Below are 15,555 nucleotides of genomic sequence, written 5' to 3'. Positions count from 1 at the left end.
CCCGGCACGGCCCGCAACCGCCGCGGCCGGACAGTGCAGGCTGCTCAGGCGCCGCTGTTGCGGTAGACCAGCACCGGCAGTTCCGAGTGGGTGAGCACCTTGGCCGTGACGCTGCCCAGCACCAGTGCATTCACGCCACGCCGGCCGTGGGAGGCCATCGCGATCAGGTCGCAGCCCTTCTCGCGGGCGGTGGCGATGATCGCTTCGTGCGGATTGTCGCTGCCGGTGGCCACGGTCGCATGCGCGATGCCGGCCGCGGCAGCCTTCTCCGCGGCCTGCGCCAGGCACCTGTCGGCGGCGACCTTGGCGTGCCGGTCGTAGGCGTCGCGGGTTTCGACGACCTGCTCGGGCGTCAGCGCGAACACGCGGAACGGCTCGATCGCGGTGAACAGGGTGACCCTGGCACCCAGTGCCTTGGCCAGTGCCAGTGCCTGGTCGACCGCGTAGTCGGACAGCGGCGAACCATCGGTAGGGACGAGAAGATGCTTGTACATGTCCACGTTCTCCATCTGGGGTCCATGCAGTGTCCCCCCGGCCGGGACCGCGCTCATTGACCAGGATCAAGACGGCGCCGGTCCAGTCCGGGGACGTGTGCTAGTTTGCGCCAGCACCGGAGGGGAAAACCGATGGCAGTGGCCAATTCCGGCGGCGAGCGCCCAGCACGCGGCTTCTTCGGCCACCCCCCGGGACTGGCCTACCTGGCCTTCACCGAAGCCTGGGAGCGCTTCTCGTTCTACGGGATGTCGGCGCTGCTGCTGCTGTACATGATCCAGCACCTGCTGACCCCCGAAGTGGTGGGCGGCGTGTTCGGCCTCGGCATGTTCCGTGCGGCGCTGGAACGGATGACCGGGCCGCTGACCGACCAGGCCTTCGCCGCCCAGGTCTACGGGCTCTATTCCGGGCTGGTGTACTTCACCCCGGTGTTCGGCGGCCTGCTGGCAGACCGACTGCTGGGCCAGCGGCGCACGGTGCTGCTGGGCGCCGCGCTCATGGTGCTGGGGCACGCGCTGATGGCGTTCGCGGCCGCCTTCCTGGTCGCGCTGGTGCTGCTGATCATCGGCAGCGGCCTGTTGAAGGGGAATATCTCCGTCCAGGTCGGCCACCTCTACGGCCCGCACGAGGAAGGCCGGCGCACGCGCGCGTTCGCGATCTTCTCGGCCGCGATCAACGTCGGCGTCCTGCTCGGGCCGCTGGTGTGTGCGCTGCTGGCCGATGCGTATGGCTGGCACGTGGGCTTCGGTGCCGCCGGGGTGATGATGCTGGTGGCGATGGCGATCTACGTGGCCGGTCGCCGCCACCTGGCACCCGACGTCATGCGCCGGCGCGACGCCGGCCGCGGACCGGCGCTCGGCGCGCACGACTGGCGGGTCATCGCCGCGCTGCTGCTGGTCAGCGCGCTGGCGATCCTGCCGGGGCTGTCCTACAACCAGGCCTTCATCAGCGGCCTGCTGATGATCGAGGAATCGGTGGACCGGCAGTGGCTGGGCTGGACGATCCCGACCAATACCTTCAACGCGCTGGACGGCCTGTTCTGCATCGTGCTGGTGCCGCCGCTGGTCATGCTCTGGCGCTGGCAGGCACGGCGCGGGCGCGAACCGGACGACATGCACAAGATCGCCATCGGCTACCTGGTCACCGCCATCGCCAGCGCGCTGATGGTGCTGCCGGCGATGCGGCTCGATGCCGGCGCCACGAGCGTGGGCATGGTCTGGCCGGTGCTGCTGTTCGCGTTCAACGCGCTGGGCTTCCTCTACTACTGGCCGACCCTGCTGGCGCTGTTCTCGCGCGCCGCGCCGGCTGCGGTCACCTCCACCATGATGGGCATGCTGTTCTTCTCGACCTTCATCGGCAATGTCCTCAGCGGCACGTTGGCCGCCTGGTGGGAGACGATGAGCCATGCGGGCTTCTTCTGGCTGCATGCGGCGCTGGCCTTCGCTCCGTTCGTCGCCACGCTGCTCATCGCGCGGCCGCTGGCACGGTTGTTCGCGTCGGATCCGCGGGCCGGCGCCGGGCCGGCGTGAGTCCGGCCACGCCGGCCACAGCAGCCACGATGGCTTCCGGGGGGCGGACATTCCCCCTGAGGGGAAGGGAAGCATGCCGCCCCCTCGCGCCCATCGATCGCGCCTACTTCAACAGCACTTCGCGGATCATCTCGTCGCCCAGGATGGTGCGCATCTTGTTGCGATCGACCGCCGCCACCGTCGCCTTCTCCCGGCTCATGCCGGTGACCTTGCTGGCCACCGCTTCGGCCTTGTCGCGCAATCCATCGAAGGCGGCCATGTTCGGATACGTGACCACCAGGTACAGGTCTCCTTCGTCCTTGGCCCGCGGATACCTGTCGTATACGGCGTAACGCAGGATCAGGCCGGCTTCCTTCTGGGCTTCCATGACCGGTTTGTAGGTCTTGGCCAGATATGCCAGGTAATTGTCGTACTGGCCATCCACGATCTTGACCGAGGTGACGATCGTGACAGGGCCTTCTTCATAGCTGCGCTTTTCCTGTGCGCCGGCTGTCGCTACCGCAAATGCAAGGAGCGCCGCCAGCATGACGAGCACGCGTTTCATGGCTATTCCTTCAGAGTGGTGGAACAGACACCGGGGACATTCCCGGTCGCTGGACCCTACTCCTGGCCTCCGGACCCATCAAGGAAATGTGATGGAAATCACGAAAAAACAGCCGGGTTGCGGGACCGGAGATGATCCGGACCTGCCGTTCCGGCCTGCTCCGGCACGGTTGGCCGCTCGGTTGCATTGGCTTCGTTTGAAGCCCCATGGGGAGCGGAGCAAGCACCGCACGCACCGTCCCGATACTCCCGCGATTCGTCCGGCCTCAGAAGCGCCCCTGGCGGTACAGCGCGAACACGATGGCGGCCAGCGCGATGGCGGTGCCGAGCCATGCCGACTTCGCCCCCATCACGTAGCCGTATTCGCCGCGACGGGAAGCATTGGCCGGATGGGCGAGGATCGGCTCCATGATCCTTCGCAGCACGACCAGGTGCTGGTAGTTCGCCACCGCCAGGCCGACGACCGCGACCGTCACCGCCACCCAAGCGTTGCCGAAGACCACCGCCAGCATCAGGCACAGCAGCAACAGCGCGCCGGTGACGGCGCTGAGGCGCATGAAACGGCGTATCTGTCCTGCCTCTCGCGGCGTCTGGCAGAAGCGCGCCAGGTACCACCAGGTCAGCGCGGAGACCAGGGCACCGGCGATCGTGCCGACGACGATGCCGGGCAGCAGGCCGGGCTGCTGGGTCAAGGTCTGCACGATCAGGCCGAGCGAGCCACCGGCGACGCCACCCGCCGCGCCGCCGGTCGCCAGCCCTCCCATGCCGAGCTTGCCCGCACCGGTACCCAGTACGCCCGAACCGACGACCGCCGCCGTGGCCGTGGCCGGGACGGCGGTAGCCAGCGCACCGGCCAACGCCAGCCCGAACGCAGCCGATGGCGCGGTGGAACGCGCGAACTCGCCGAACCGCTGCACCAGTTCCTCGCGCACGCTGGTCCGGGCGCGCGACAGCCGCTTGCGCACCACTTCGTCGCTCAAGCCCAGCAACGCCGCCACCTGCCGCGACCTCTGGCCCTCGCGGTAGAACAGCAGCAACACCTCGCGGCTGTCCTCGGGCAGCGCGGAAATGATGTCCTCGGCCGCGGCCTCGGCTTCCCCGCGCAGCAGCCGGTCGCTCGGCTCGGGCGAAGGATCGGCGGCCATGCCGATGGCGATCTCGGCCGCCTCGCCCGACAGCGGACGCTGCGCCTGCGCCCGCAACCAGTCACGGGCCAGGTTGCGGGTGATCTGGCGCAGCCACGGCAGGAAACTGGCGCTGTTGCGCAGCCGATCCAGCCTCTGCCATGCGGAAAGGAACGCCTCCTGGGCGATGTCCTCGCTGGCCTGCACATCGCGGGTGATCGCCAGCGCGATGGCGGTGACGGTGTTCTGGCAGGCGCTGACGATCCGCCCGAAAGCCTCGCGGTTGCCGCGCCGGGCGGCAGGCAGTTCGGTGCGCAGCATCAGGTCCAGGGTCTCGGCGTTCATGGTCGCTCCATGTGGTGGGTACGAACCATGACGTGGCTGGAAGGCGGAAGTGACACAGATGCGTTCGCAACATGAAGGCCAGCCCCGCGCGAGCGGGGCTGGCCTTCATGGAGAAAGTGCACTCTGACCCCGGTTTCAGGCTCTACTTGCGCAGCAGGTCGAGTGCGGCCAGGGTCATCGCCTCCACGCCGGCCTTGATCGACGGTTCCGGTTCGATGGCGAACAAGGGCGAATGGTGGTCCGCCCACTGGCCCGATGCGAGCTTCTCCGGCGACGTGCCGCCCACCTCGAAGTAGACGCTGGGGATGGGTGGAGTAACGCTGACCAGGTCCGGGAAGTCCTCGGCGCCCATGTCCGTCTGCTGCCAGCGCACGAACGCCTCTCCGCCCATCCCGGCGCGCATCGCCGCACGCACCCGCTGGGCGAGTGTGGCGTCGTTGGTGGTGGTCGGTGAGCCGTCGGCCGACACCACCACCTCCGGCAACAGGTCTTCGGGAACGCCCGCCGCGCGCGCGGTGTTCAGCGCGACCCGCTCGATGGCGACCAGCAGCCTGGCACGGGTGTCCTCGCTGTTCGAGCGCACGGTGATGTCCAGCCGGGCGTGGTCGGGAATGATGTTCGGGGCCGTGCCGCCGTTGAACGCGCCCACCGTGATCAGCGCCGGCTCGATCGGCGAGATCTCGCGGGTCACGATGTTCTGCAGCGCCAGCACGATCTGGCTGCCGACCACCACCGGGTCGATGCCCTGGTGCGGCGACGCCCCATGGGTGCCGATGCCGCGGACATTGATCCGGACCGTGTCGACGCTGGAATACATCAGCCCGTCGCTGAAGGCGATCTTGCCCGCCGGGTACTTGGCGGTCACGTGCAATGCCAGCGCATGGTCCGGCCGGCCTACCCGCCCGTAGATGTCGTCGGCGACCATCGCCCTGGCGCCGCCGCCGCCTTCCTCCGCCGGCTGGCCGACCAGCAGCAGCGTGCCTCGCCACTGGTCCTTCAGCGCCACCATGCGCCGTGCCACGCCGACCAGCGTGGTGACGTGCATGTCGTGGCCGCAGGCGTGCATGACCGGCACCTCCAGCCCTTCCAGGTTCACCTGCCGCCGGGTCGATGCGTAGGGCAGCCCGGTCTTCTCCTGCACCGGCAGCGCGTCCATGTCGGCGCGGATCAGCAACACCGGCCCGTCGCCATTGCGCAGCGTGCCGACCAGGCCGGTTCCGCCGATGCCGCGGGTGACCGCGAACCCCAGCTGTTCGAGCTCATGGGCCAGGCGGTTGGAGGTCTCGACCTCCTGCAGCGACAACTCGGGATTGGCATGCAGATGCCGGAACAGCGCGTCCAGATACGGATAGTCGTCGTCGATCGCCTCGGCCAGCGGCGATGCATGCGCCGCGCCGCTCGATGCCAGGAGCGCCGCCAGAGCGGCCCGGAGGGTGATTGCGCGCATGGCTTCCCCTAGCTCGAGGTTCCCGGGCAGGGCATTCCCCTGCCGGCGAAGTACCGGACCGCTTTCCGGACGCCGCCCACACTACCCGGAAACCGGGGGCAGAGTGGAATTTGCGCTGAGACGATCGACGAGCTAACTTATACGCCATTGGCGTATACGCCAATGGCGGGCACGGATGCTCTTCATAGAAACCCCGGTCTTCACCAGACAGGTTCTCGATCTGCTTTCGGACGACGAATACGCGCAGTTTCAACGGTTCCTTATGGAGAACCCGGAAGCCGGCGACGTCATCGAAGGCACGGGCGGGCTGCGGAAGGTCCGCTGGAAGCAGGGCGGCAAGGGAAAGAGCGGCGGGGTCAGAGTCATCTACTACTGTGTGGATCACGCCAGGCAGCTGAGGATGCTGCTGATGTACAGGAAGGGAGTACAGGACGACCTCACGCCCGACCAGCGCAGGCAACTGAAGGCAATCAAAGACAGGTGGCAGTGATGGACAAGAACCTTTTTGCGGAACTCGCCCGGAGCATGGAGCAGATGGGCGAGATCACGCGCGGCGAGCGCGCGCCGTCGCGCGAGCTGCGCCCCGAATCGGTACGGATCAAGGAAGTGCGTGCGGCCACCGGCCTGTCGCAGGCCAGGTTCGCCCGCGTCATCAATGTCCAGGTCACGACACTGCAGAACTGGGAACAGGGCCGGCGCGTACCGACTGGCCCGGCGAAGGCCTTGCTCAGGGCGATAGAGAAGGACCCGAAGCACGTACTGAAGGCCTTGGCCTGCTGACCGCGCGCGTTCGCAACATGAAGGCAACCAGCCCCGCGCAAGCGGGGCTGTCTTCATTGCGCTAACCGAAATCCGCGTCCAGCACGATCCGGTAGCGCGCCTTGCCTGCGCGCAGATGGTCCATCGCCTCGTTGACGCGGCTCATCGGGAAGTGCTCGGTCTGCGGCGCCACGCCGTGCCGGGCGGCGAACCCCAGCATGCTGTCGAGCGCCCCACGCGAGCCCGTCGGCGAGCTCGACAGCGACTTCTGCCCCATGAGCAGCGGGAACACCGGCACCGGGATCGGCTCCAGCACCGCGCCGACCACGTGCAGCCGGCCCTTCGGCGCCAGCGCGGCCAGCAGGCCGTTCCAGTCCAGCGGCACGTTCACCGTGTCGATGATCAGGTCGAAGCTGCCGGCCAGCTTCTCCAGCGCCGCCGCATCGCCGGTGGCGATCACGTGGTGGGCGCCGAACGCGCGCGCCTCCTCTTCCTTCGAGGCGCTGCTGGTGAACGCGGTGACCTCGCAGCCCCAGGCGCGGCAGAACTTCAGCGCCATGTGGCCCAGCCCGCCGATGCCGACCACCCCGACGCGCGCGGTCGGCGCGATGCCCAGCTCGCGCAGCGGCGCGAACACGGTGATGCCGCCGCACAGCAGCGGTCCACATTCGGCCGGGTCCAGGCCCTCGGGGATCGGCATCACCCAGACCCAGTGCGCGCGCACCTTGTCGGCGAAGGCACCATGGCGACCGGCGAGGGTCGGCTGCAGCTCACGGCACAGGTGCTGGTTGCCGGCCAGGCAGGGATCGCAGTGCAGGCAACTGCTCGCATTCCAGCCCAGGCCGACCCGCTGGCCCATCACCACGCCCTTGGCGTTCGCCCCCAGCGCGGTGACCCGCCCGACCGCCTCATGGCCGGGCACGAACGGATACCCGGTGAACCCCCACTCGTTGTCCAGCATCGACAGGTCCGAATGGCAGATGCCGCAGTGCTCGACCGTGATCTCGACCTCCTCGGCGCCGAGCGGGCCGGGGTCGTACTCGAAGGGTTCCAGGGTGGCACCGGGCTTCTGTGCGGCCCATGCTCGGTAGCGGGTCATGGCGGGTCCTTCGGCGACCGGAAGAAGAAGCCGAAGATACGCTTCCGGGAGGATGCGCGCGGGCGCCGGTCCGGCCGGCGCCACGCACCCTGCTTCCGCGCCTACACCACCGTGTAGCCGCCGTCGATGAGGTAGTAGCCGCCGGTGATGAACGAAGCCTCCGCCGACAGCAGGAACACCACCAGCGCGGCGACCTCCTCCGCCCGGCCCAGCCGCCCCAGTGGATGCTTCGCGACCAGCGCCGCCCTCTGTTCGTCGGGCAGTGCTTCGAGCAGCGGCGTGTCGATGTAGCCCGGGCCGACGCAGTTGATGCGCAGGCCCCGCGGCCCGTACTCGGCGGCCGCGTTGCGGGTCATCCCCACCACGCCGTGCTTGGCCGCGGTGTAGGCACTGTTGCCGATTGCCGCGACCATGCCGTGGATCGAGGCCATGTTGACGATCGCGCACTCGCCCGCGCCGGCCTGCAGCATCCGCGGGATCTGGTAGCGCATCCCGTAGAGCACGCCGTTGAGGTTGATGTCGATCACCCGCTGCCACTCGGCCACGTCCAGCTCGCCCACCGGCGCCTGCGCACCGCCGATGCCGGCGTTGTTGACCGCGTAATGCAGCGCGCCGTACTCGGCCACCGCACGCTCCACCGCCGCGGCGTTGTCATCGGCGCTCGCGGTGTCCTGGCGAAGCGCGATCGCCGTACCCGACGCCGCCACGATCTCCGCCACCACGCGCTCGGCCGCCTGCTGCTGGATGTCGGTCGCCACGACCTTCACCCCACGCGCCGCCAGCGCCTTGGCGATCGCCTCGCCCAGGCCGGAACCGGCGCCGGTGACCAGCGCGACCTTGCCTTCGAACCCTGCCATGACAACCTCCAAAAAGGGCGCACGCCGGCGCCGAAGCGGTGGGTTCGCGTTGGCCGCGACACATCGACGGCCGCCCGCGCCCGAGGCCATGGATCGTAGGCCAGGGGCGATTACGGGATCGTGTATGCGCGGGCGAGAGGGTCAGGGCCGGCGGTCCCGGGCATGCGAGGACACCCGGGAAACTGCGCGCCGATCCCTGGTTTCATTTACGCCGAATTGAACTGCGGGCTGGCGCACTCGACCAGCTTGCCGTCGCGGAAGATCACGTAACCCGGACCCTCCTTGGCCTGGGTGCGGTACAGCCACACTTCCGAGCCGTGATACAGCTTGACCGCGTCGCGCTGGCTTTGCGGCACCAGCAGCGGCTGTCCGAGCAGGGACTGGACCTCGGCCTTGCTCATGCCCTGCCTGCAACTGAGCCAGTTGCCACTGACCTGGGCCTTGCTGCTGAAGTGCGAATCGGCATGGGTGGACGACTCTTCCAACTGCGCCACCCGGCTTTCGAGTGCCGCCAGACGCTCGGCCATCCGGGCATCGGTCGGGGTGCCGGCCATGGCGGGCAACGCGATCAGCGCGAGCATGCCTGGAACGAGAATACGCATGGCAATCCTCCTGGGAGATGGAAAACCTGCACGTTTCCCCGGTAATTGACGCCGGGTTGTCGATCTATAGCACAGCGGGTGTGGGCCGTGTTCCGCACAGCAGCAAAAGCCAGACCGGGGTCAGAGCGCACTTCCCCTGACAGGCTGCACTCGCCGCCACGTCATCGCGCCGGCGCGAGCACGCCGGCCACCGCGGCCGCGACGGCTTCCGGCGCGTCCAGCTGCACGTCGTGCGAACTGTCCACCACGTCCACGCGCCGACCGTTGCGCGAGGCTGCGACCAGGCGTGCGTGGGTCTGCTCGCGTGCGGCCTGCAGGATCTTGCCGACCTCGGCGGGCACGCCCTGCATGCCGTCGACGGGTGCGATGACGACAACGAGTGGCAGCTCGCCGTAGGACTCGGCCTCCGGTACCGGTGCGGCGAAGATCGCGGTGTTGGCGTCGAGCTCCGAGCGCAGCGTGCGCCAGTAGCCGGGCTTGAGCTTCCAGGCGCGGATGGCGGCGGCGACCGCCGCGCTCTGCCACGGCGGCGCGGCGCGCAGGCAGGACGCCAGCGGGGCGGCGGCCTGGTCCAGGGTACCGGCCTCGGCCGCGGCCAGGCAGGCATCGAGGAACGCATTGCGCTGCGCGCGCCCGGCTTCGTCCTCCTGTTGCCAGGCCTGGGGCAACCGCGCATCGGCACCCTGCTCGGGCGGATCGACCAGCACCAGCGCGGCCACGTCCTGCGGATGCTGCTGCGCATAGGCGCGCACGATGTTGCTGCCCAGCGAATGCCCGACCAGGACCAGGGGCGTGCGCAGCCCGGCCGCAGTGACCAGCGCGGCGAGATCGGCGACGTCAGCCTCAAGATTCCGCGGCAGCGGGCCTTCGTCGCTGAAGCCGTAACCCGCACGGTCGTAGGCGCACACGCGCGCCTGCGACGCCAGCAGCGGCTGGACCCGGAACCAGGAGGTCGAGTCGGCGTTGCCGCCGGCTTCCAGCAGCACGGTCTGCGCGCCCTCACCGCTGCAGCGCAGGTTCAAGGCACGGCCCGGGGCGATGGTGACGCGCTCGCCGGCGGCGGCGTAGGCCTCGGGCGTCTGCGCTGGCACGGCCGGCGCCGCCAGCGCGGGCGCGGAAAGCACGGTTGCGGAGAGGAACGCGAAGCATGCGATCGACTTCATCCCAGGATCTCCTTGCAGGACGGGAACGCGTCTGGCGCGGGGCGCCGCGGGCCGCAAAAGGAGCCCCATTTTTTTCCATTTTTCCCAAAGACGCGACGCCGCGCTGCGGCGCCCGCCAGGGCGGCGATCAGGATCCGTTCGGGCCGCGCACATGGCGGGCGACATTGCCGTCGGCCCATCGCACTTCCAGCGCGGCCACCTCGCCCACCGGCGTGCGCTCGAACTGCACGCGGCGGGTCGGGTCGCCCTCGACGAAGTACAGGTCCGTCGCCAGCGGCTGCAGGCGCAGCGGCGGACGGCGGCCCTGGCGCAACTGCAGGCGATCGCCGGCCGCTTCGATCGCGACGACACCGTACTGGCCGACCAGCGCGCCGATGGCGGCCTGCACCTGCGCCGGGGGCTCGATGGTCAGCGCTTCCAGCGACCAGCGCGCGGCCGTGTCGGCGCCCTCCTCGACCAGTCGGGCCAGCGCGAGCGGCTGCGCGCGCAGCAGCGCATCGGCGGATGCCACCGCCACGTCCGGCTGCACGCCGTCGCCTTCCCAGTTGCCGCCGGTGATCGGGCTGACCGGCGAACCGGTGGACACGAACACGCTGAAGCCGTCGTCCAGCTGGAACGGCCGCCCGGGATTGGCAGCGCCGCCGCTGGCCTCGCCGACCACGGTCGCGCGCCTGGCGTTCTTCAGCGTGTAGGCGAAGGCCTCCGCAGCCGATCCGGTACGGCCACTGGTCAGCACGTACAGCGGCAGCTTCGTGCGCGGCGCCGCGTGGGCAGTGACCGGGGCTTCGGACATCGTGCCGCGGCGCGAGTGGAAGGTGTTGTAGATGTCGGCATCGGGCGCGACGAAGGCGCTGGCCAGGTAACCGACCATCGCCGGCGAACCGCCGCCGTTGTCGCGCAGGTCGATGACCAGCGCATCGGTATTGCCGAGCAGATGCAGCGCCGCGTCGATGGCCTGCCGCGCCGGATCGCGCGGATCGTCGAAGTCGATATCGGCGAAGGAGCGCAGGTCCAGGTAGCCGACATTGCCCGGCAGCACCTCGGCACGACGGATGCCGAAGTTGGTGCGCGCCGGATCGGCGCCCGGGCCCGGCCCGGGACGCTGTTCCGGCGGCGCATCGGACCAGCGCACGTTGAAGTGCCGGTCCTCGGCCTTGAGCCGGGTCGTCAGCGCAGTGGCCAGGTCCTGCGGGTTGGTATAGCGGTCGTAGCGCCCGCCGGCGGCATCGGCGCGCAGCGCCGCGGCGATCGCAGTGGCGCGCTGCGGATCGAAGTAGTCCTGCTCGATGGTGTCGGCGACCTGCGCGACCGCCTCGCGCGGCGTGGCGGCGGTGGTATGGGCGGACACGAACAGCAGGCAGGCAGCGAACAGCGGTCGGAATCGGGACACAGGAGCTCCAGGGGCCACAAGGGCGGAAGCGCGGTTCGGGCGACGATGCGGCCGGGCCTCCAGGCGTAACAAGTGACCAAAGTCTGGGGGAGTTCCGTCGGAGCGGGTGGCAGGCACAGCTCCGTTGGCAGCCGCTCGAGCGGAGTTGAGCGGAAAGTGCACTCTGACCCCCTGTTTCCGTGGAACCTCAGGCCAAGTAGCAAACGTGGAACCGTCTGCAGCCCAGGTTATCCACAGAACCGAGCTTTTTTGCCTCACACGCCGAGCAAAAAGCTCGGGCGACCGAGTTCTGGACTCGGCGATCCGAGCCTGGAACCCGGGTGATGGAGTTCGGAACCCGGCGCGCCGAGCCTGGAACCCGGCCGATGGAGTTCAGAACTCGGCGTGCCGAGTCCGGAACTCGGACGATGGAGTTCAGAGCTCTATGCATCGAGTTCCGAACTCGGGCTACGGAGGTTGGAGCTCGGCGCTCCGGGTTCGGGACTCGGAGGACGGAGTCCTGGATTCCCCCTGGAAGTGAACCTGCCCCGTTCCTGCTTGGGACTCACTCGCTGCTCTGCGAAGGATGACGATCGAAGTACTCCGCCAACCGCAAATACCTTCCAAGCAACTTCTCGTCTCTATTCGCGGTATGCAGGTCTATCTGATCGCCGATGAAACCTCTGGCCCGAGGCCACAGTTCGCGAATGTACGCGCCGGTGACCGCCTGCTCGAATCCGCTGGAGAGATAGTGGACATATGCTTGCCCAGAATCGTCCCTGTCCAACATGCCCAAACATAGCGATGCCATGCCTTTCGCTACGCGGTCCGATACTTCTTCTCCCGTAGAAAGCGTAGCCCCCTTGAGGAACTCCACCAACTTATTCCCTACCGCAATGCGTGGAAACTGCGCAGCAACACTCTCTTGATGGTATGCATTGGCCACCGCAGGCCCATACAGCTCGCCTGGATGTAGCTCCACGCCCCACGCGATATCGATGCCACCCCTGACAGGGCCTTTGGCAGCCAGTCCGATTAGGCACATAGCGCCGGCCATGCATATCTGGGAATAGACGCCGTTGATCTGCTGGACCCTGGACGCGTCTCCCATGCATGAGAAATGCATCAGGCCATCTGACCACCGCTGGGTCTTTGTGTTGTCCCGCCGGAAGTCCAGCCACTGCTGATGTTGCTCTTCACTCAAAGGGCCGGGCGGATCTCTGTCCTGCCTCATCCCGTTCAACATGAGCTCCGCGTTTCGCTGGATACCAAGAATCTTGCCAACGGACGCCTTCACCTGCCGTATGAATCCCGCGTACTGCTCCGGGGATTCGACGCTGGGAAGTAGCGATTGACCCGCCATTGCCTGCTTCTGACCCAATAAATCCAGGAAACAGACGACATAGTCAGCGAGCCTGAGACCATCCCCCTCGGTCATTGCTGAGTGCTCACCTCAAGATGATCAGCCGCTGGCAGCTGCCCATAGAAAATGAACCTGCTCCCTTTTAGGACGCTCTGACCGCTGTTTTCGATGTTTTCCACCATTTAATCGATTCCCGCCCCCCTGCGATAGAGCATAAGATCTTCCTTAGTGATCGATTTGGCGGGAACCAACTCATAGTGTTCTTCAGCCACGACCTTGATGTCGTCGCCCTGCATCGCCAGTTCGAACATCGCGATACGTCCATTCGACATGAACTGTGCGGATACCGGCCGACACCTCAAGTCGGGAAACTTCTGCCGGCAACAGGCTATGTCCTGTTCCGTCTGCTGCCTGCCGTGCCGATCCCTTCCGCCCTTAGCTTGCACGGGGACAACGTACTGCGATCCGCTCCGATCAATACCGACATACAGTTCATCGATTTCGATTTGTCCAATCTCCTTGACGGTCGTACGCAGATGATTCTGAAGCGACGAGGCTGTAACTCCCAGAAATACGTCGATTAGACGGTTGTATCTAACCTTGGCCAAAAGGGCCTGCTCGTCGCCAAGGGCATACGCACCGATAATTTCGGGGGTTGCATCCGGAATCTTGATTGCCAACTTGCTCATCCGAGGAGTCATATCCAAGGGAACAACCAACCGGAATTCGTACTTCGCCCGGCCCACCCCGAATATCCCCCATTCGTAACCCTCGGGGGCAGTCTCCACGATAGCTGCGGGAAGCGGGTACCGGTACTTAAACGAGTAAATCGGGTCGCCCGGATTCTTTATCCGCTTCATGCCTTTCTCGGCCATGATCTCTTCGAACTCGTCCCGTTCGAATGCGATGCGGGTCTTGCCCTCCTCGTAATGACGGTCGAAAACCTCGGCGATGATCGCCGAGTAACGATTCGCCTTCTTTTCCTTCAGTTCGACCATTACCCCCCCTTCAATCGCCGAGCATTCGAACGATTCTATCGGACAGCTTGCCAGAATCCTTCAATTCGCACTCCCATACGGTGAGGACACGCCACCCGAGAGCCCGAAGCATTCTTCGCTTCCTCGCGTCCCGACGTCTATTGGCGTCGATCTTTGGCCCCCAGTAGTCGATCCTCGACTTAGGCATCTTACTGCGCTTGCACGCATGTCCATGCCAGAAGCACCCATGGACGAAGATCACCGTACGCCGTCCGGGCAGGACCACATCGGGCGTTCCCGGAAGATCCCTTCGATGCAGGCGGAACCTGTACCCGAGCCGATGCAGCAACGACCTGAGCGCGAGCTCCGGCTTTGTGTTCCTGGAGCCGATCCGGGACATGAGCCAACTGCGGCGCTCGGACGTCAACCGGTCCATACGCCCTCCGTCTCATCCGGTGAGACAGCCGCGCCACACTCTAGGGCCTCGTCAGGAGAAGGAACTCCGACCATGCAGGACGATCTCTTCCGATCGACAAACGATCGGACCCCCACTATACTTCCCCCCATGAGCAGACCCATCGGAATCGATCTCTTCGCCGGCGCCGGCGGCCTCAGCCTCGGCTTCGAGCAGGCCGGCTTCGACGTCGTCGCCGCCGTGGAGATAGATCCCGTCCACGCAGCCGTGCACGAGTTCAATTTCCCCGACTGCGCGGTAATCCCCCGCTCGGTCACCGATCTCAGCGGAGAGAAGATCCGTGCGGCCGCCGGGATAGGGTCGCGGCAGGTCGATGTGGTCTTCGGTGGCGCACCCTGCCAAGGCTTTTCCCTGATCGGCCAACGCGCCCTGGACGACCCACGGAATTCGTTGGTCAAGGATTTCGTGCGCATCGTCCGCGAACTGGACGCCGGCTATTTCGTATTCGAGAACGTCAAGGGGCTTACCGTAGGCAAGCATCGCAAGTTCCTCGACGAGATCATCGAAGAGTTCGGCCAGGCCGGTTACGACGTCGTCAAGAGCTGGAAGGTCCTGAACGCCTGCGAGTACGGCGTACCGCAGGATCGCCAGCGCCTCTTCCTGCTCGGCGCGAAGACGGGGATGCGACTTCCAGAGTATCCGACCCCTATCACGTCGAAGCCCGGCAAGGGCGGCAAGCTTCCGAACGCGCCGACTTGCTCCCAGGCGCTGGGCGACCTGCCGGACGCGGAGCGTTACGAGCGGTTGAAGTACTCCGACGAAACGAAGGCAAAAAAGTCCATCAGGGCTAGCGAGTACGCCAAGCTCATGCGTTGCGATACACCCGAAGGCTGGGCCTACGGCTACAAGCGGAAGTGGGACCCCGATTCGCTCACTTCCAGCATGCGGTCCGAGCATACGAAGATTTCGCGACGCCGTTTTGCCTCCACCCTCCCGGGGGAAGTGGAACCCATCTCTCGATTCTTCAAACTTCCGGCCGACGGGGTGTCCAATACGCTGCGCGCCGGCACCGACTCTGCACGCGGCGCATTCACCAGTCCGCGCCCGATTCACTATAAGTGGGACCGTTGCGTAACGGTTCGCGAGATGGCGCGCCTACACGGCTTCCCCGACTGGTTTCGCCTCAATGGAACCAAATGGCATGGCGCTCGCCAGATCGGCAACGCCGTGCCTCCACCGCTTGCGCGGGCCGTCGCATCCCAGGTGATGAAGGCGATGGGAACGAAGCCGAAACGCCCCTCCAAGGAGGTGCGCCTGGGCAAAACCGAACTGTTGCGCATGAGCACCGCGGAAGCGGCCGCTTACTGGGGGATCCAGAATCCGATCAACCAGCGCGACCGGAAAAGCGGCGCCAAGAAGCGAAGGCAAAGAGACATCGACGCCGCACAGACATCATTGACCATATGACAAA

The 15,555-nt window shown here is 66.7% G+C and carries 16 protein-coding genes; 4 read left to right on the top strand and 12 right to left on the bottom strand.

Annotated elements, in window-relative coordinates:
• Positions 1-44: 44 nt before the first annotated feature.
• The gene (locus CSC64_RS03705; protein ID WP_162433978.1) at positions 45-494 is read right to left on the bottom strand and encodes a universal stress protein; all 450 of its coding nucleotides are present in this window, start codon (positions 492-494) and stop codon (positions 45-47) included.
• A gap of 132 nt (positions 495-626) precedes the next feature.
• On the opposite strand from CSC64_RS03705, the gene CSC64_RS03700 reads away from it, so the two are divergent.
• A complete protein-coding gene (locus CSC64_RS03700; RefSeq protein ID WP_162433977.1) occupies positions 627-2,021 on the top strand; it encodes a peptide MFS transporter in 1,395 nt (464 codons plus the stop codon).
• A gap of 103 nt (positions 2,022-2,124) precedes the next feature.
• Here CSC64_RS03700 and CSC64_RS03695 read toward each other — a convergent pair whose 3' ends face one another.
• From CSC64_RS03695 to CSC64_RS03685, 3 genes are all read right to left on the bottom strand, one after another.
• The gene (locus CSC64_RS03695) at positions 2,125-2,565 is read right to left on the bottom strand and encodes a hypothetical protein (RefSeq protein WP_162433976.1); all 441 of its coding nucleotides are present in this window, start codon (positions 2,563-2,565) and stop codon (positions 2,125-2,127) included.
• A 265-nt stretch (positions 2,566-2,830) separates the two neighbouring features.
• Positions 2,831-4,033, bottom strand: a complete 1,203-nt coding sequence (locus CSC64_RS03690; RefSeq protein ID WP_162433975.1) for an RNA polymerase sigma factor — start codon at positions 4,031-4,033, stop codon at positions 2,831-2,833.
• A 142-nt stretch (positions 4,034-4,175) separates the two neighbouring features.
• Complete coding sequence (locus CSC64_RS03685) at positions 4,176-5,480, bottom strand: amidohydrolase (protein WP_162433974.1); 1,305 nt, start codon at positions 5,478-5,480, stop codon at positions 4,176-4,178.
• Positions 5,481-5,655: 175 nt separating this feature from the next.
• On the opposite strand from CSC64_RS03685, the gene CSC64_RS03680 reads away from it, so the two are divergent.
• Together CSC64_RS03680 and CSC64_RS03675 are read left to right on the top strand one after the other, a co-directional pair.
• Complete coding sequence (locus CSC64_RS03680; protein ID WP_162433973.1) at positions 5,656-5,970, top strand: hypothetical protein; 315 nt, start codon at positions 5,656-5,658, stop codon at positions 5,968-5,970.
• The gene (locus tag CSC64_RS03675) at positions 5,970-6,260 is read left to right on the top strand and encodes a helix-turn-helix domain-containing protein (RefSeq protein ID WP_162433972.1); all 291 of its coding nucleotides are present in this window, start codon (positions 5,970-5,972) and stop codon (positions 6,258-6,260) included. Before CSC64_RS03680 ends, CSC64_RS03675 begins: the two co-directional genes overlap by 1 nt.
• Before the next feature lie 61 nt (positions 6,261-6,321).
• On the opposite strand, the gene ahr is transcribed toward CSC64_RS03675, so the two are convergent.
• From ahr to CSC64_RS03635, 8 genes are all read right to left on the bottom strand, one after another.
• The gene (gene ahr, locus CSC64_RS03670) at positions 6,322-7,338 is read right to left on the bottom strand and encodes an NADPH-dependent aldehyde reductase Ahr (RefSeq protein WP_162433971.1); all 1,017 of its coding nucleotides are present in this window, start codon (positions 7,336-7,338) and stop codon (positions 6,322-6,324) included.
• A gap of 101 nt (positions 7,339-7,439) precedes the next feature.
• Positions 7,440-8,195, bottom strand: a complete 756-nt coding sequence (locus tag CSC64_RS03665) for an SDR family NAD(P)-dependent oxidoreductase (RefSeq protein WP_162433970.1) — start codon at positions 8,193-8,195, stop codon at positions 7,440-7,442.
• A 206-nt stretch (positions 8,196-8,401) separates the two neighbouring features.
• On the bottom strand, positions 8,402-8,797 hold the full coding sequence (locus CSC64_RS03660) for a hypothetical protein (RefSeq protein WP_162433969.1): 396 nt from the start codon (positions 8,795-8,797) through the stop codon (positions 8,402-8,404).
• Positions 8,798-8,958: 161 nt separating this feature from the next.
• Positions 8,959-9,960: an alpha/beta fold hydrolase gene (locus tag CSC64_RS03655; protein WP_162433968.1), complete on the bottom strand. Its 1,002-nt coding sequence runs from the start codon at positions 9,958-9,960 to the stop codon at positions 8,959-8,961.
• A gap of 127 nt (positions 9,961-10,087) precedes the next feature.
• The gene (locus tag CSC64_RS03650; protein ID WP_162433967.1) at positions 10,088-11,350 is read right to left on the bottom strand and encodes a S41 family peptidase; all 1,263 of its coding nucleotides are present in this window, start codon (positions 11,348-11,350) and stop codon (positions 10,088-10,090) included.
• 544 nt (positions 11,351-11,894) lie between these two features.
• On the bottom strand, positions 11,895-12,767 hold the full coding sequence (locus CSC64_RS03645; RefSeq protein ID WP_162433966.1) for a hypothetical protein: 873 nt from the start codon (positions 12,765-12,767) through the stop codon (positions 11,895-11,897).
• A 107-nt stretch (positions 12,768-12,874) separates the two neighbouring features.
• Positions 12,875-13,690, bottom strand: coding sequence for an endonuclease (locus tag CSC64_RS03640; protein ID WP_162433965.1), 816 nt, complete (start codon positions 13,688-13,690; stop codon positions 12,875-12,877).
• 10 nt (positions 13,691-13,700) lie between these two features.
• Positions 13,701-14,105 carry a very short patch repair endonuclease gene (locus CSC64_RS03635; protein WP_162433964.1) on the bottom strand — a complete coding sequence of 135 codons (405 nt, stop codon included), beginning with the start codon at positions 14,103-14,105 and terminating at the stop codon, positions 13,701-13,703.
• Positions 14,106-14,234: 129 nt separating this feature from the next.
• Here CSC64_RS03635 and CSC64_RS03630 point away from each other — a divergent pair, with 129 nt between their 5' ends.
• Complete coding sequence (locus tag CSC64_RS03630; protein ID WP_162433963.1) at positions 14,235-15,551, top strand: DNA cytosine methyltransferase; 1,317 nt, start codon at positions 14,235-14,237, stop codon at positions 15,549-15,551.
• Positions 15,552-15,555 lie beyond the last annotated feature (4 nt).

It is taken from the genome of Pseudoxanthomonas koreensis (genome assembly GCF_010093225.1).
Taxonomy (GTDB): domain Bacteria; phylum Pseudomonadota; class Gammaproteobacteria; order Xanthomonadales; family Xanthomonadaceae; genus Pseudoxanthomonas; species Pseudoxanthomonas koreensis.
The sequence above is the reverse complement of the archived record's forward strand: the minus strand, read 5'-3'. Positions and strand labels throughout refer to the sequence as shown.